General features: G+C 44.9%; 18 protein-coding genes. 5 read left to right on the top strand and 13 right to left on the bottom strand.

The window, feature by feature from the left end; genetic code table 11:
* The first annotated feature begins 31 nt into the window (after window positions 1-31).
* Window positions 32-580, top strand: coding sequence for a YiiX/YebB-like N1pC/P60 family cysteine hydrolase (locus ACAW68_10790; protein XGA15920.1), 549 nt, complete (start codon window positions 32-34; stop codon window positions 578-580).
* Here the strand turns inward: ACAW68_10790 and ACAW68_10795 are convergent.
* The 6 genes from ACAW68_10795 to ACAW68_10820 form a co-directional block, all read right to left on the bottom strand.
* Complete coding sequence (locus ACAW68_10795) at window positions 550-1,500, bottom strand: YihY/virulence factor BrkB family protein (GenBank protein ID XGA15921.1); 951 nt, start codon at window positions 1,498-1,500, stop codon at window positions 550-552. The two genes, ACAW68_10790 and ACAW68_10795, sit on opposite strands and share 31 nt — an antisense overlap.
* 119 nt (window positions 1,501-1,619) lie before the next feature.
* Complete coding sequence (locus tag ACAW68_10800; GenBank protein ID XGA15922.1) at window positions 1,620-1,829, bottom strand: hypothetical protein; 210 nt, start codon at window positions 1,827-1,829, stop codon at window positions 1,620-1,622.
* A 14-nt stretch (window positions 1,830-1,843) separates the two neighbouring features.
* A complete protein-coding gene (locus ACAW68_10805; GenBank protein XGA15923.1) occupies window positions 1,844-2,737 on the bottom strand; it encodes an alpha/beta hydrolase fold domain-containing protein in 894 nt (297 codons plus the stop codon).
* A 73-nt stretch (window positions 2,738-2,810) separates the two neighbouring features.
* Entirely contained in the window at window positions 2,811-4,154 is a 1,344-nt protein-coding gene (locus ACAW68_10810; GenBank protein XGA15924.1) for an amino acid permease, read from the bottom strand.
* Between the two features lie 190 nt (window positions 4,155-4,344).
* Complete coding sequence (locus tag ACAW68_10815; protein XGA15925.1) at window positions 4,345-4,755, bottom strand: DUF6508 domain-containing protein; 411 nt, start codon at window positions 4,753-4,755, stop codon at window positions 4,345-4,347.
* 100 nt (window positions 4,756-4,855) lie between these two features.
* Window positions 4,856-6,316, bottom strand: coding sequence for a glutamate--cysteine ligase (locus ACAW68_10820; GenBank protein XGA15926.1), 1,461 nt, complete (start codon window positions 6,314-6,316; stop codon window positions 4,856-4,858).
* A 149-nt stretch (window positions 6,317-6,465) separates the two neighbouring features.
* On the opposite strand from ACAW68_10820, the gene ACAW68_10825 reads away from it, so the two are divergent.
* Window positions 6,466-7,107 (top strand): NADH-flavin reductase, encoded by a 642-nt coding sequence (locus tag ACAW68_10825; protein ID XGA15927.1) that lies wholly within the window; start codon window positions 6,466-6,468, stop codon window positions 7,105-7,107.
* A 101-nt stretch (window positions 7,108-7,208) separates the two neighbouring features.
* On the opposite strand, the gene ACAW68_10830 is transcribed toward ACAW68_10825, so the two are convergent.
* Window positions 7,209-7,979, bottom strand: a complete 771-nt coding sequence (locus tag ACAW68_10830) for a nuclear transport factor 2 family protein (protein ID XGA15928.1) — start codon at window positions 7,977-7,979, stop codon at window positions 7,209-7,211.
* Between the two features lie 166 nt (window positions 7,980-8,145).
* Between ACAW68_10830 and ACAW68_10835 the strand changes: the two genes are divergently transcribed.
* Window positions 8,146-8,481: a winged helix-turn-helix transcriptional regulator gene (locus tag ACAW68_10835; protein ID XGA15929.1), complete on the top strand. Its 336-nt coding sequence runs from the start codon at window positions 8,146-8,148 to the stop codon at window positions 8,479-8,481.
* 36 nt (window positions 8,482-8,517) lie between these two features.
* Here the strand turns inward: ACAW68_10835 and ACAW68_10840 are convergent, their stop codons facing one another.
* On the bottom strand, window positions 8,518-9,633 hold the full coding sequence (locus ACAW68_10840) for an AI-2E family transporter (protein XGA15930.1): 1,116 nt from the start codon (window positions 9,631-9,633) through the stop codon (window positions 8,518-8,520).
* 253 nt (window positions 9,634-9,886) lie between these two features.
* Here ACAW68_10840 and ACAW68_10845 point away from each other — a divergent pair, with 253 nt between their 5' ends.
* Together ACAW68_10845 and mprF are read left to right on the top strand one after the other, a co-directional pair.
* Entirely contained in the window at window positions 9,887-10,597 is a 711-nt protein-coding gene (locus ACAW68_10845) for an alpha/beta fold hydrolase (GenBank protein ID XGA15931.1), read from the top strand.
* Between the two features lie 2 nt (window positions 10,598-10,599).
* Window positions 10,600-13,131 carry a bifunctional lysylphosphatidylglycerol flippase/synthetase MprF gene (gene mprF, locus ACAW68_10850; protein ID XGA15932.1) on the top strand — a complete coding sequence of 844 codons (2,532 nt, stop codon included), beginning with the start codon at window positions 10,600-10,602 and terminating at the stop codon, window positions 13,129-13,131.
* Between the two features lie 60 nt (window positions 13,132-13,191).
* Here the strand turns inward: mprF and ACAW68_10855 are convergent, their stop codons facing one another.
* The 5 genes from ACAW68_10855 to ACAW68_10875 all read right to left on the bottom strand — a co-directional run bounded on the left by ACAW68_10855 (window position 13,192) and on the right by ACAW68_10875 (window position 16,784).
* Window positions 13,192-14,085: a prenyltransferase gene (locus tag ACAW68_10855; GenBank protein ID XGA15933.1), complete on the bottom strand. Its 894-nt coding sequence runs from the start codon at window positions 14,083-14,085 to the stop codon at window positions 13,192-13,194.
* A gap of 616 nt (window positions 14,086-14,701) precedes the next feature.
* Window positions 14,702-14,977 (bottom strand): acylphosphatase, encoded by a 276-nt coding sequence (locus tag ACAW68_10860; protein XGA15934.1) that lies wholly within the window; start codon window positions 14,975-14,977, stop codon window positions 14,702-14,704.
* A gap of 62 nt (window positions 14,978-15,039) precedes the next feature.
* A complete protein-coding gene (locus ACAW68_10865) occupies window positions 15,040-15,840 on the bottom strand; it encodes a transporter substrate-binding domain-containing protein (protein ID XGA15935.1) in 801 nt (266 codons plus the stop codon).
* Between the two features lie 14 nt (window positions 15,841-15,854).
* A complete protein-coding gene (locus tag ACAW68_10870; GenBank protein XGA15936.1) occupies window positions 15,855-15,977 on the bottom strand; it encodes a hypothetical protein in 123 nt (40 codons plus the stop codon).
* 135 nt (window positions 15,978-16,112) lie between these two features.
* Window positions 16,113-16,784, bottom strand: coding sequence for a transporter substrate-binding domain-containing protein (locus ACAW68_10875; protein XGA15937.1), 672 nt, complete (start codon window positions 16,782-16,784; stop codon window positions 16,113-16,115).
* Window positions 16,785-17,076: the final 292 nt, after the last annotated feature.

The following is a 17,076-nucleotide window of genomic DNA, read 5'->3' on the forward strand; positions in this document are numbered from 1 at the left end:
ATTATAAAGTCAGACAACGAGAGGTGTTGCCATGTCAGAACTACAAACCGGTGATTTGCTCTTTGTCGGGTCAACGACCGAGCAATTTTCACAAATGATTGCCCAAAGTACGCAACCTGATACTGAAACATTCAATTACACCCACGTCGGCATCGTTGAAATAGCAGCTGATGGCGTATTTGTGTTACACGCCTCCCCTGAACTTGGTTCCGTTCGCCAACCCTTAAACGACTTCATCGACCAACAAACTGGATCGATTGATGTTTATCGGCTAAAGGCAAGCCCAGACCTAATGCCAGTAATCGCGAAGGCTAACACCCTTTTAGGGCAACCTTATAATTGGTCTTTCATTGCCAGCGAACCTGGGTTTTACTGCTCTGAATTTATTGAAACAGCGTTCTCAGCTATCAAAAATCCATTCAAAAAAATCGCCATGACCTTTGGTCCTGACGATTCAATCTTGCCGGAATGGCAAACTTACTATGCAAAGTTAGGCTTACCGGTGCCAAATGGCGAGCCGGGCACAAACCCCAACGCCTTAATTAGTAATCAACTTGAACGGGTTGTGCGCTTGCGATAATGCTTGGCAACTTGTCTTTTAGCTAAAGCCGGCCGACGTTTTGCAGGCACCCCTTTTGCAGCCAGTGGCACCGCCGCTGGCTGTTTTTCTTCAGGATCAAACAGTACGCTAAACCAAGCAATTAAAATCTGACCAACGACCATAATGGTGCCAACCAAATTTAGATAGACCATCAACACCAACAACGATCCTAATGACTGGTAAAATCCCACGCTCTTAACCGCAAATTGCGCATACCAGCTAAATCCAGCATTTAGTAATACCAGGATGATGACTTCAATCCCCGATCCAAGCAATGTTGCCTTCCATGGTAAACGCTTGGCGGGCAATGCGACGTTAAACACGCACATCAACAACCACAGCCCAATTAAAGCAAATAGTCGGCTTTGCTTAGCCAATTCATCTAGCCAAGGTAAGTCACCAGGAATCGCTTGAATCACTGCCGGCATAATCGCTGTCGCGGCCATAACAATACCGGCCGTAATCAAGATAACCATCAACCATAGAAAACTAAACACGCGTGTCAGCATGCCACTCACACGTTCTGGTACATCGTGCACCCCGTTGAACGCTTTTCGAATAACTGCCAGCACCGCACTAGCTCCCCAAATAGTTGTCACAATTGAGAATGACAAGATTCCAACACCACCACTCAGAACCGACTTAATAATCGGGGCCAAAATCGACATGATATTAGCCGGTAGATTTGTTTTTAAAGTTGCAATTAACTCAGTCGATGAGATGCCGACAAGTCCGGCAATCGCACCAATACTCATCAAAACTGGTACTAGCGACAATAACGTGTAGTATGTGATGGTCGGCCCAACCATGTTTAAGTTGGCGCGACTAATAAATGTTTGTAAATCCGCAAAGCGAAATTGCTTGCGGAATTTTTCGATGTCTACTTTTAACCCACGCATCCCCCTTATCTCCTTCGCTTTTCTTACAGTATCGCAGTTATCGCGTCGCTGGGTCAAAACATTTGCTTAAATGGCAAACAAAAAACGAGCGAATGTTCCACATGAAACATTCGCTCGTTTTAATTTTGTGGTCGATTGTCCTTTACGTAATTCCAAAAACTAACCACCGCTGATAGCAAATCAACCGCTGGCAAAATGGCAATAAAAATCCATTTCATCGTTGGGTCAGTTGGTCGAAAAATCAAAAACCAAACCGTATCAATAATCAATTGTACAAATAATTGTTGTGGTGTCGCCCTAAAAAACGACTTACCAAACGCACCAAACATGGTTGCCCCCTAAATCAGAGCCACTTCTCCAAGAAGGCAATCTTCTCATCAGTGAACTCTGGCGTCATGTATGACGCAGGTCCGTGTCCAGTCCCTTCAACCAAGTGCAAAACTGCCTTTTCTTCAGGAACGAATTGACGAGCCGCGTCAATCATATTAACTGTCTGTTGATAAGGTACCACAGCATCGGCCGTTCCTGCAAATGCCAAAATAGGTGGCATTTGGTCGTTAAAGTACATTTCTGGGTTATAGTTCTTAACGCGTTGTGGCACATCCTTAGGCGCTTGCTTGTTAAACATTTGCCCTTCGAATGAGTCCGCCGTACCCGTTTCAGCATACTTTGGCGTCACACCGCTCTCTTCAAATTGTGAAACAAATTGATCAAAAGCATATGGTCCGTACATCGCGATGATGGCATTTACCGTCTCTGGTTGATTGTTATTATCGCCCATAAATGGATTTTGCAATGCATCAACTGATGCTGAGACACCAGTCATCACAGCCAAGTGTACCCCTGAAGACTCACCCATCAACGCCACACGATTCATATCCAATTGATACTCATCAGCGTGAGCACGCAAGAAACGTAGTGCAGCCTTAATCTCGTAAATTTGGAATGGGAAATCCTTTTGGTGAATCAATGAGTAATCCACACTCACGACAGCATAGCCCTTATCCAGCATACGCAAAGCCGGTTCTAGTTTGTGTGAACTCTTGTCACCAAAGATCAAGCCACCACCGTAGATATCGACGATGACTGGAAATGGTCCTTGACCATCGTTCGGTAGGTAAATATCCATGCTGTGACGGTCACCATCCATGTAGGCCACATCGTGCCATTGTTGCTTAATGTAGTCGGTTTCGGCTGGGACCTTTTGATAGTCTCGCTCAATAAACTTTTCTGCCATGTGTTTCGCTCACTTTCCTAGACAAATAAAAAAGGTGAATGCATATCTGCATCCACCTTTATCATACACTATTTTAATCTTTAACTCGGCGACTAAGGGCAATCATGATGATAAACCAGATAATAGCCAAGACCGTTGTTGGCATCGTTGACTTCGTAAATAGCAAAATCAAGAAGATACCGGCTAGGAAAGCCATCGTTAGGTAATCCGTAAATGGCGCTCCTGGCATCTTGAAGTGTTGTTCACCATTCTTGAAGTCATCTGATTGACGGTAACGCAAGTGCGCAAACACAAGCACGCCGTAGATAACCACAAAGGCGGCTGAGGCAACTGATGTCACCAAATCAAACGCGTTTGATGGGAACAAAACATTCACAACGGCTGCCAAAGCAATCAAAATCGCTGAAATGTTGATGGCGTTACGTGGAATGTAACGACGGTTCAACTTACCAGCGTAACCCTTTCCATTAGATAATGAGAAAAGCATACGACCAGTTGTAAACAGTGAACTGTTCAATGATGATGCGGCGGCCGTCAACACAACGAAGTTAATGATTCCAGCCGCAGCTGAAATACCGATACCGGCAAACACTTGCACGAATGGTGATTCATTCGCGTTGTAATTCGTCCATGGTTGAATACTCATGATGGCAACCAATGCACCAACGTAGAAAATCAAGATTCGGATGATAATTGAATTAATTGACTTTGGAATCGTCTTCAATGGATCCTTTGTTTCAGCAGCCGTCATACCGACGAACTCAATTCCCAAAAAAGCGAAGAAGACCATTTGGAACGCTGCCAAAATTTGATGACCTTGGTGAGCCACAACACCATGTTGCCATAGGTTTGATAGGCTCGTTACCCCGGCAGACGTCTTCGTGTGCATCACAATCATAATAATTCCAGTCACAATCATCGCTAAGATAGCCACGATTTTAATCATTGAGAACCAGAATTCCGTTTCACCAAAGGCTGAAACGGCAATGATGTTAATCCCGTAAAGGGCTGCCAAGAAGATGATTTCCCAAATCCAAACTGGAACTGATGGGAACCAGAACTTCATATAAGTTCCAACGGCCGTCAACTCAGCCATCGCAATCGTAATCCAGCCAATCCAATACGTCCAACCGATGACGAAGCCGGCCTTTTTGCCAAGGTACTTCTCAACGAATCCGACAAAAGTTGGCTTATCGGGATCAGTAAGCAACAATTCTCCCAACGCGCGCATCATCCAGAACATGAACAATCCGGTGATGATGTAGATTAGCAGAATAGCTGGACCTGCTGTACTAATTGAGTGACCAGCACCCAAAAACAGCCCAGTTCCGATCGTCCCACCAAGCGCAATCATCTCAACGTGGCGACTTGAAAGCCCACGTTCTAGCTTCTGATTAGAAGCTTCTTGCTGTGCCATAGTTAACACTCTCTTTCTGACTTTTTATTTAATTTTATTTTCCATTCGAGCTGTCGCAAAGTTGCAACACTCTTTCTAGTATATAAGAATTCACTCATTTTTCAAGATTTCGGCAACGTAAGGCTATTAATATTTCTTTTTTCGCAAACAAAAACGGCTAGGTTCAACAGAGCCTAGCCGTTAATTGATTTTAGTAGTTTGGACCTGGGAAGTCGTCTGGCGTCATGTCGTTCAAACGCTTCAACAAGCGACGCAAGATACCCTTCTCAGTCATAGCTGCCCACATACCTTCCAAACGACGCTCACCGTAAATGACAACAGATGTCACAGCGCGCAAGTCGCGGAAGTCTGAGCTAGTACGTGAAATTTCATCCACTTCTTCTTCAGGCAACTCTTGGTGGCCCTTTTGCTTCAACGTACGATCGAAGTTGCGGTCAAAGTAATCTGACCACTCAAAAGCCTTAGCAAGCTCAATCATGCGTTCGTCGTATTGTGGGTGTCCATCAGCGACAGCCCCCATTACCCAAGGAATTTCCTTGCCTTCAATTTCTGCCAAAAAGGCGTCCCACTTCTTAAAATCAAAAGGGTGTTCTTTTGCCATTAGTTGCCTCCTTCATTTTGACGAGAGTGCCCAATGTTTCGACCGTCCTCTCGATATCACGAAAGCTATTGTAACACTTTACTTCCTTTTAGTCAGTAAATTAGGCCGGCAATATTTCTGGGAACAATTCCGTCAGGTCCTTGGCTTCGTGCAAAACTTCGACGTGGTCACCAACTGACAGTGTCACTTCATCGCGAGTACGTTCTTTAACTCGCACGCCCAACTCATATGCCTGCCTTACAACGCTGGCTAATTCACCACGACCAAATAAATCCTCAAACTGTTCATCATGTTTCACGTGGAACAAATCACGACGCTCATTACCAAGGTTCGTCGCCCACTCTTGGAGCTCATCTGGCGTCTTAGCAAGGGCCGCAATTTTAGCAGCCGGCGTCTTACTTGGCGTTAAGATACGTTCTGCAATTAAGGATAACCCATCGTTAAAGCGCATACCAAAATGATCCGCCAACTTTGACACTTCGCCCATCAAAGTCATTGCCTCCTTTTGATTAGGCAATTTATCCGTCGGTGACTGCATTGCAACCTCATTCGCTAACTCATTTGCACGTACCAAATCATCTGCCGAGTACACCTCGTCTTGGAGCAACAAGTAAATAATTACCAAGTGAATGATGTTCAACGCATTTTCAGAGATACCGGCTGGATCAAATGGATCGGCATCCAAAATGCGCAATTCCAAGTATCGTACACCTTCCGTGGCCATCGCTTCCTTTGTCTCTGGTCCCTTAAAACGGACCGTGCCATAGAACTCGTGGTTTGAATACAAATCGCCAGCCTGGATGTGCTGATCGATTTGTGCCAAATGATCTGTCAGGTTCGTCGCATAGTCGACCTGGATATTTGCATCGTTCGCAAACCCAAATTGACTCGTACGCAAAGAGCGCACCGGATGATCAAGCTCTGGCAGGCGCGAATCAGTCGAATTCAAACTAAATGGCGTTGCCCCAAACAAGTACACAAACAACCAACGATTCACCGAAATCGCTTGCGCCAACTTGAAATAAACGCAATTCTTGTACGTCACATAGTCAGTTTCATCGCTCAACGCAAACAACTTTTGCAACAACGATTCTGGCAATGAATAATTCAAGTGAAGGCCAGTAATGATCTCATGGGTTGAGCCATATTTATCCGTTAACCAATCGCGGTACTCACTAATCCATGGTCGATCAAACGTTTCATCAACCCACTGTAAATCGTCGGGCGTCAAACGTGGTGGCATACTCAATGGCCAAATCGTTTCGTTGTCAGCCATGTGGTCACGCAACACCCATTGCAATTGCAGCAACAAATCGCGCGCCATTTCAAATGACGTTGCTGGCTCAGTGACGATTTCTGATTGTGTTTCGCTATAATCCGTTTGCAAATAAGGATGCGTTGCTCGCGGACCTAACGTATCCGGATATACGCGACGGCTCAAGCGTCCTTCTTCCGTGACGCGATGCTCTTCGATTTCGATGCCGAAACGGCCACCCAGCAATTCGTGATATAAATCATTTTCAGCAACTAGCTTGCCAATTTCCAACTGGTTTTCTGCCATATTTCAAACGTGCCCTTCTGCAGTATTTAAAAAATATTATAAATCAATGAGATGACTTTAACAGCAAAATCTTTTTTGACCCTTTTTATTTGTCCACTTTTATAAAAGCGACTATTATAAGGCTTGAAAAAACAGACTGGAGTATGCACATGAAGATTGGAATTATCGGGGCAACCGGAATGGCCGGTTCTGCCTTTGTTATCGAAGGTTACCAACGCAGGAACCAAGTTACTGCAATCACACGTTCAGCTGGCAAGGTGACACGTATGATTGGTAATGAAATCCCTTCTTTCGAACGTCAAAACTTCGAATTGACGCGCGAAGACCTAACACAATTTGATGTTATCATCGTCGCTTCGAACTTTACTCGCGCTAGTGATCACGTTCGTTTCGCCGAATATCTACACGACCAATTGGCTGGCACTGACGCCCCTATCGTCGTCTTCATTGTTGGTTCTTCAACTTTGCAAATGCCTGATGGATCAGTTATGGCTGATCGTCTAGGTTTGATGCGTGGACAAGCACCTTGGATTGAAGCAGCAATCGAGCAAGCTAACGAATACAAGTACTTGCAAACGGTTGATGATTTCGCCTGGATGGCAATCTCACCACAACAAGCCTTTATGCCAGGTCCTGCAACACCAACATACTTGAAGTCAGACGATGCTTTGATCTTCAACGCACGTGAGGAATCACGTGTTACGACTGGTACGTTGGCCAAGGCTTTGTATGATGAGTTGGAAGCTCCTACTCACATCCACGGTCGTTTCACGGCAGCTGACAAGTTCTAACAAAAACATTACCGTGTCTATTTAAAACATATACAATCCAATCCCAAAATACGGTAATTAAAAAGCTGACAGTCTTCATGACTGTCAGCTTTTTTGTACTATTAAAACTTACCGTTGTCGTTAGCCCACTTGTCTCGGGCCGGAATTTCTTCAATGATATCCCAGTGTTCTACAATCTTGCCATCAGCAACACGGAATAGGTCGTAGAATGTCACTGCCTTACCGGCAAATTCACCATCCCCCATCACCAATACAAAGTTTCCTTGGCCCAAGACCTTGAATACCTTGTCGTAAACCATGGCAACGCCTTGTTCAGCCATCGCTGCAAAGGCCGTTGTAAGGCCCGTCAAACCATCAGCAATGTCTGTATTGTGTTGGATGTAGTCTTCACCAGCAATGTATTCTGGTAGCTTTTCTGGCTTTTCACCACGCAAAACGTCGCGCACGAAGTCTGATACCAATTGCTTGTTGTCGTCAGTCTTGTCCAAATCAGTCACAACCGTTTCACCGTCGAATTGCGTGTGACCTGATGGGTTCGGTGCCACCACGTTAGTCACGTTATCCCAGTGTTCCGCAATCTTGTCACCTTCAAAGCGGAAAACATCAAAAGCAACTTGATCACCTGAACCGGCAAAGTTCACAACGTTTTGCAAAACGACAAAGTCACCATCTTCAAATGAACGAACCGTTTCCAACGTTGTCTTCACAGGTGCTTCTTGCAAGCCCTTAACTGCGCCAATAAACGCGTCGCGGCCATCCCCAAAGTTCAAATTGTGTTGCTTGTAGGTAGGCAACGCGCTCGCTTCAGCAACCGCGATATCACCTGAAACAAATGTACCAACCAATGCTTTTGCAATGTCTGTATGGGTCATAATTTCGTACCTCCAAGTACTTTTTTTCAAAATAGTTCTTGTCTATGCCTATAATATATCGCACGCGGATAAATTGCATAAGTAGGCACTTTAAAGTGGCATAGTTTCCCTAAAGAAACTATTGTGTGATACATTAGCTTCACAGAAAAAAACAAGGAGACACCCAATGACGTTCAGTATCGACATGACCCCAGAAATTGCCGAGAAGCTCGTGACCCTTAACGAACTCCACCGCAATCGTTGGCGTCCAGACATCGTTAACCTCTTATTAGAGGAAGGGACGCTCCGCTTTGGCGAATTGCAAAAGAAGCTGGGCATCACGCAGAAAGTGCTGACTAGCAATTTGAAATGGCTAGAAGAAAATAAAATTTTGACCCGCACCGTTTACCCTGAAGTGCCACCCCGCGTTGAATATTCATTAACCGACGTTGGGCAACAACTACAAGACGTTCACGAAGCGATGCGTATCTGGGCTGACTACTACGTGACTCACGTTAAATAGAAAAATGGCGCTACCTCGCAAGAAGTAGCGCCATTTTTAGGCTTCTGTTCGTTGTTGTTTTTCAATTTGCCATAGTTGCCAAGCATAAATAATAACCGTTCGCACAACTGCATAGAATGGCACAGCCAAAATCATACCAGCAATACCGGCTATGTTCCCAGCCGCCAACAACAAGATAATGATCGTCAACGGGTGAATGTTTAGCGATGCACCCATGATGCGTGGATAGATTAAGTTGCTATCGATTTGTTGCACAATCAACACCACCACAATGACCCAAACAACTTGCCAAATATCCTGAGTGAACGCCACAAAGATTGCAGGTACCAGACCAATATATGGTCCAACATATGGAATCAGGTTCGTTAACCCAGCAAAGATACCAAGTAGTAGCGCATAATTTTGCCCAATAATAAAGTAACCAATCGTCGTCGCCACACCAACGAAAATCATCTCAATGGCTTGTCCGCTGATATATTGTGCAATTGTCTTGTTTAAACGACCCAAAATCTCAGCGACGCGCCCCTCATTTCGGCCTGGGAAGATTTTTTGCAAGAATGGCACTAATTTATGTCCGTCATTCAACATATAAATCGTCATAACCGGGACGGTAACAGCCGTGATTGTTACACTGGTAATCGTCCCAATCAACGTACTCAAACTGCTTGCAGTTCCAGAGATAAATGTTTCACCGTACTTTTGCACTTGGGCTTGTAAATCCTGCAGATTAGCATTCACGCCAATGTCTTTCACCCAGTCTGTTTCGCTTAGTTGCGCAATCCAACTTTGCGATGTCCTAATCAATCCCGGCGCATTATCAACTAACTTACCAACTTGTGTCGCCAATGCTGGCACCAACGCCATAAACGCAGCAACAATCAAAGCGACTAGCAATACCATCACAATTGCGATTGATGCGACGCGATTCAAATGAAACTTGCCGACACGAACTTTTTCAAGCAACCCAACAATCGGGTTCAACAAGTAATAGAAGAATCCCGATACAATCAGCGGCACAAACACTGCCCCGATAAATTTCCCAATCGGTTCGAGTATAAAACTCAACTGCGTTACAACCAAGATCAAGAGGGCAGCAGCCAATAATTCCACTGTCCAATACAAGAGTCGTGATTGTCTCAATTGCTGTAACACACGCCTACCTCTTTTCATTTTTTATAGTTTCCCCGCGGTTACCAACGCAAAAGTCGGCAACCTAATGAATTTCATTATACCAAAACACGCCGCAAATGCCCGTTTATGGGCGTTGTGATTTTATTCACTTATTAATTAAGTTTAACCTAACGAACAATTGCACGTGACAATTGTCATGCGAACAAACCTTCCACAAGTTATCCACAGGCTTTTTGTGTAAAATAATAAGTATTAACATATCGAGGCATTTTATATGAAATTGCATACTAAAGATGGTAGCCAAATTGATTATCAAACATATGGCTCACCTACAAAACCAGCCTTGCTGTTATTACATGGTAACAACGGATCGCAACAAGACTTCAATGCCTACCTCCCCCTCTTCGCACATGACTTTTATGTCATTACGCAAGATGCGCGCGGGCACGGGCAATCAACGAATACCCAGCCACAGCTCAATTACCAGCTATTAGCCTCCGATTTGGAAGCATTGCGAATCGCAACTAATATCTCGACGTGGAGCATCTTGGGATATAGCGACGGCGCCAACTTAGCATTGCGTTACACGCTGGATAATCCGACGCGTGTTCACGCATTAGTTTTGAACGCCCCTAATCTGACCATCAACGGATTAACAAAGCCAATTGTTCTGATTGCCAGTTGGATTGAATGGCTGTTAGGCAAGTTACGACATCTCCATCCATTCTTCGAGGCCCGTTGGCAACAAACCAGCCTCATGTTTAAAACACCTGGCATTTCCAAGCGCGATTTGCAGACGGTCATGGCGCCAACACTTGTTTTAGTTGGTCAATTCGACTTCATCAAGCGACGCCACTCTCTAAACATCGCACACGCCTTGGGCAACGGCACACTATACGTCGCGCCATTCAAAACACATTTATTCATTCAATTTTCGCCGTTGGTTTTCTCAAACATCGTGCGTCAATTTCTTAAGGAGCACTAATTATGAAATCTAGTTTTCTAAATTTCAGGCGAATCTTCATTATCGGGGTCGCGTTCGTCGCATTGTTCGAGTTAGGAGCATTAATCAAACACATTCCGCCAGAAAGTATCGTCGCCATTTTGGCAGAATTACCTCTCAGCCTAACCATCAGTATCTTTTTGATCGGTTTAGTTGGCGCAAGCACAGGCGTCTTGTCAGACTGGGTGCTACGCAAAATTTTTCAGGATAACGACGTCAACAACGCGCCGCAGGGTCGTAAATTTTGGGTCGAAAGTTGGACCGTCACCAACTTAAACAATGCGTTCGGAATTGCCGACATCGTGATGAGCTGGTTGCGCGGGCGCCTGTTTAACAGCCGTTCCGTCCAAGAATCAGCCACAATCCGCCAACACTGGTGGCAAGGCACATTCGGTCTAGGTATCGCCAGCTTGTTAAGCTTTGTTGCGACACTTATCTTCTGGCCAAACGCGCCCGTTGCTGACTACGCCTTTATTTTGTTGATTGGTATGTTGCTACCATTCATCGGGGTTGCTGTCACAATTCGCAATTGGAAAACCCTCGCGTTTCCGGTCACAAAACGTCGATTCGCTCAGACGGTCGGCGCTTCATTATTCGAATGGCTCGGCAGCACGGTTGCATTCCTAGCATTCGGTGCCGTGATGCACCTTCCAACAACATTACTTGAGCTCGTGCCACTATTTATTGCCGCTCGCATCATCGGCCTCATTACGTTGGTGCCTGGTGGCTATGGTACATTCGATATCTTCATATTCTTCGGTTTGCAACATCTCGGTATCGATTCAGCTGTCGCATTCCTATGGATTATGTTCTACCGCTTGGCCTACACGGCAATCCCCGGCATCATCGCCGTGATTGCAGGCATCAGTGGCGCTTTGGTTAATGTGAACACCTCATTCCGCGGTGTCCCAAGAATAATCGCCGGCTCAATTATTCAAAAAGTTGATGCTTTCTTACTCTACTTAATGGGTATCGCCATGATTTTGGTTGGCGCACTGCCTGGCACGCTAGAATCAATTACATTCTTGCAACGCTTCAGTCCTTGGACGAGCAATTTCCTAACGCAAGTCCCTAACATTTTCTTGGGATTCATGTTGATCATGGCTGGACGTGGTATCGCCAGCAAAGTAAAGCGCGCCTACGTGCCAACACTCATTTTGCTAGCAATCACGTTTGTCTATGTCATCATTTCACGTAGTCATATCACACCAGTTATTTTGGTTGGCGCTTTATTCCTTGCTACATTATTCATCAAGCCACGTTTGACACGTGAGCAACTGGTGTACAGCTGGGAATCTCGTTTAATCGACGGCGCCATTTACAGCATTTTGTTTATCGCTTATCTGTTGATCGGACTGGCCAACTTGCCAGTTGTGTCAGCGCACTTCCACTTCCGCTCTACAGGGCTGTTGTTGTTACCATCATTCCATTGGTGGGTAATTGGCTTCCTAACAATTGTCGCTGTGAGCCTTGGAGCGCTAGGATTTATCGCTTACTTGCAAGGCAAGCGTGAATTATTAGGTGAGGCACTCGATGAAGAACGTGTCGAAAAGGTCCTCGCAATCGGCGATAACCACTACACGAACCTCATTTTCTTGGGCGACAAGCGTCTCTTCTACTACCAACCAAAGGAAGGTGCTGAAGATTCCGTCGCCATTCAATTCCGTCTCATCAACAACAAGGCTGCCGTCATGAGTGATCCATTTGGTAACGCTGATGACTTCAAGGCTGCTATGAGCGCCTTTATCACCGAAGCTGACCGTCTGGGTTATATGCCAATTTTCTATGAGGTCTCAGAGCAAATCGCCATGATTGCCCACGAGTTCGGTTATAACTTCATGAAACTCGGTGAAGAAGCCCGCGTTGATACCGTGAATTTCAAGACCGCTGGTAAGAAATTTGCGAATATCCGTAGTGAAATCAACCAAGCGGCCGCGGCTGGCTTTGAATACGAAGTGCTGCAACCACCATTCAGCCCTGCGCTAATGACTGAGTTGCGCGCCATTTCAAACGAATGGTTGAACGGCCGTGAAGAAAAAGGTTATTCATTGGGGTTCTTCGATGAACATTACCTCCAGCGTGACGGCATTGGCGTTTTAAAGGCCCCTGACGGCCATATCGTCGCCTTTGCAACCTTGGTTACGTCTCACACGGAAAATCAAATGACCGTCGATCTCATGCGTTTCACGAAGGAATCACCAAACGGTACGATGGACGTGCTGTTCGTTAAGACTTTCGAATATGCCCGCGATGCCGGTTATCAGACGTTCAACCTTGGCATGTCGCCACTAGCTAACGTTGGCTTGTACCAACACAGTTTCATCCGCGAACGTATCGCCAACCTTATTTTCCAATTTGGTTCTGCGATTTACTCGTTCGAAGGTTTGCGTCACTACAAGCGTAAGTTCGCCAGCGATTGGCAACCTTACTACATTGCTTACTCAAACCACTCAAACATCATCTTCGTCATGATCGCTTTGTTGCTAATTGATAACCCTGGTGTTGAATTGGATTAACACAAAAAAGCTGCCCGCTCTTAAATTTGAGCGGGCAGCTTTTTTGCATTGTTCAAAATATTAAATGAATAGCGCAACAACCAAACCGATTGCCAAAGTCAATGAGATGACCACCGCATTCTTAATTGCTTGCGGAAAGTTTGGCTTAATCGGGTTCGCTTGGAAGGCTTTCGTGTTCTTTATAACGATTGGGAATGAGACCAACGTAATCAATGCCGGCCATGGCAAAATACGCAAAACGACCGCCAAAATCAAAACAATGTAACCAGCCAAATAAATCCAACCAAACACCTTAACGGCTCGTTCCTTACCAAGGTACCAAACCAACGTGTGACGATTCTCAGCCAGGTCTTCTTCGTAATCACCGATGTTATTTGCCAACATAATATCGCCGATTGCGAACCAAGAAATAGCTGATGCAACGATTGCGTGTAACACCAATTCAGTCGTAAATGTTGGCGCAACATTCACGTAGGTCGCACTTAGGAAAATCAAATATCCCATCGTCAAACCAGAGGCTAATTCACCAAAAGGAGTACGTGACAGTGGCAACGGCGTACCTGCATACCAGTATGCAACGGCGAAACCAATCAGCCCCATCACCAACAATGGTATACCCGTTTGTGACACCAACCAAAGGCCACCAACTGCCACAATCAACACCAACCCAATCAGCGTTGTCCATCCTTGTCGTGGTGTGATGCCACCTGAGCCAACAATGTTGTTCACACCGTTCTTCCATTCCTCACTTGTGGCTGACTTAAAGTCCTGCAAATTGTTCCAAACATTCACTGCCATCTGCAAGGCAAATGCAACGATCACAAACACAATCGCCAGCACCGCATTCATATGTTGATAAGTAATCGCCGCGTATAAGTTACCCAATACCAGCGGCAATACACTCGCTACCAAAGATTGAATTTCAACGAATTTCAACCATATTTTCAAAGTCATTCTCAAAAACCTCCAAAAAGTTTTTCCGACAATTCAGCTTACCCGAAGTACCCGCTGTAAGCAAGAAATACCGAGTTATCCACAGGGGTGGGGTAGGGGAAATCACACCTTAGTATTTATGTTGTATTATACAATTTCGCCAAACGAAGGCGTTTCGGGCAGGGTTTACACGTGTTACACGTTACATCTGTTGAACGGGGCGTTCAGTTAAAAATGTAAAGGATTTTCACGTTTTTACACGACCAAAGCGGCCTTTTTACACGGTTACTCCGTATGCATTTATATGCAAAAACGTGTATGCAGTTTATGCATTTGGTTGCATATTGGTGCCCACGACGATATCAGATTCCGACGGTAACCAATGTCAAAAATCACCACCATTCAAAACAATCAGTCGCACAAAAGCACAAACCATCCCCATCAAAAAACAAGCCCAACACAACCTAAAACCCACCCCTCAAGCCACCAAAACATCACCTCAAACACACGCCAAAAAGCGACAAAAAAGACGTCAATCCGAACCACAAAAGTGGCGGATCAACGTCAAGCTGAAGCACTAAATTTTAACTAAACACAACGGTCGATTTAATACCAAAAAACAGATTGGTATACGTCGCTAAATCGCCTTAAAAATACGTCGTTCTGGCGATACATCAATCACCTCAGACGTAACCGAATCGACCCGACCATACGGTGACGGCGACACACTCACCCCATTCACGAAGTCCTTCATCGCCACCTCATCACCCTGCGCTTCGATTCGAACAGAGCCATCTGAGGCATTCCAAACCACACCTGTAACACCCAAACGATCGGCCAAAATTTTCGTAAAATAGCGAAAACCAACCCCTTGAACACGCCCTGTCACAACGATGCTTTTTGCTTCTACCATAGCCTTTCCCCTATCAAAAAAGTCCCATGGATAACGGTTATCCATGGGACTATTATAGCGTTTTACTTCTTCTCAGTGGTCAAATCAGAACCGAAGTACTTCTCTGACAACTTCTTCATTGTGCCATCCTTTTGCAAAGACTTCTCTGCCTTTGTAATTGCAGTGGCCAACTTCTTATCCTTCTTATCAAGCATAGGTGCAGCAGTCGTCTCACCCAAAGCCTTCGTTACCTTAGCTTGCAAATCCGTCTTTGGGTGGGCCTTCTTGTAAACGCCCCATGAATCTTGTGAGTTCAACGTCACGTCAGCCTTACCTGAATCAACCAAGTCCAAAGCTTCCGCAAAACCAGGTGCTGACACAATCGTCGCCCCAGCCTTAGTAGCAGCTTGACCGAAGTCAGATGATGACGTTTGTGCCGCCTTCTTACCCTTCAAATCGCTGTAATCCTTAATCTTTGAACCCTTCTTCGTGATCATTACTGACTCAGTGAACAAGTATTCTTGCGCAAATGCGTAAGCCTTCTTACGTTCTGGCGTGATTGACATGTTGTTAAACACAACATCATACTTCTTAGCATCCAAACCGGCTACCAATGAGTCGAACTTTGTTTGAACAAACACTGGCTTCAACTTCATCTTCTTAGCAACAGCCTTAACCAACTCAACTTCAAATCCAGTCAACTTACCTGAATCGCTACGGTATGAGAATGGTGCGTATGTTCCTTCCAAACCAACGGTCAACTTACCCTTAGTCTTCAATTCACTCTTGTATGATGCTGCTGAAACAGTCGTTGCTGATGCGACAACACCGCCAATCATACCTGCTGCAACCAATGCAACAGACGTCTTCATAATCTTGTTCATTCTTATACCCTCGCCTACATAGCTGTATTTATCATTAGTGTTGATCCCAAACTATACGTCACAAACATCACAGTAAATGCAATATTGATTCGCATTGCCCAGTAGCGCTTACGATAATTAACTGATGAAACAATCATATCGTTAACTTCCTCAACTTTTATTCTGTTGAGTGAGTATATGCGCGTCTTTTTATTTGCGCAAACGAAAAAGGAATCGTTTCGGTTACTTTCAAATAATAACCAAAACGATCCCTAAATTGCAAATGCTAAATCTTACTTAATTGGATTACTGTAATCAGCATCCAAATACTTTTCTGAAATCTTCTTCATCATGCCTTCCTTACGAAGCTCGTGCTCAGCCTTCGTAACTGCCTTATCAAGGGCAACAGACTTCTTGTTCATCATAGGTGCAGCCCCAGTTGCAGGCATGTACTTTGATGGTGAAGGGATGGCAATCAAATCCGTATCAGGGTGCGCCTTCTTGTAAACTCCCCAGGCTGCTGCATCATTCAAAGTTGCGTCTGCATGCCCGTTTTCAACCGTGGCAATCGCTTCAGCAAATCCTGGTACAGCAACATTTGTAGATCCTAGCTTCTCGGCGTACTTCACATAGTTACCAATTGCTGATTGAGCGGTCTTCTTGCCCTTGATATCAGTAACTTGCTTAATACCTGAATCCTTCTTCGTAACGACAACTCCCCCAGTATAAATGTATTCCGAACCATAACGGAACACCTTCATACGTGCTGGCGTCACACCCATATCATTCAAAATGATGTCGTATTTGTGGTCTTGTAGACCTGCAACCAGTGAATCCCACTTTGTTGGTACGAAGGCGACCTTAACACCCATCTTCTTACCAATTTCCTTGGCCATATCCACATCAATTCCCGTTAACTTACCTGAATCAGTACGGTATGAATATGGTGCATACGTACCTTCCAAACCAACAGTCAGTTGATCCTTGTGAAGGAGGCCGAGGTTCTTAGTAGAATCCGCATTAGCGGTTACACACCCCGGCGCTCAACAATGTTCCTGCGGCAAATACCGCTGCGACTAGCTTAATCCCGTTAAAGCTGTGCTTTTGCATAATTATCTTACGCCCTTTCAAAAAGTATGTTGCATAGCATAAACCCACTTTGCCATGGTTGTCAAATACCTTTTTAATGTTTATTTAATTCAGCGCCGAGAATTTCTTATCCTAAAACGCTTGCATTTAGTCAGTGATGTCTCTAAA

The organism is Weissella confusa, from assembly GCA_041871065.1.
Classification (GTDB): domain Bacteria; phylum Bacillota; class Bacilli; order Lactobacillales; family Lactobacillaceae; genus Weissella; species Weissella confusa_A.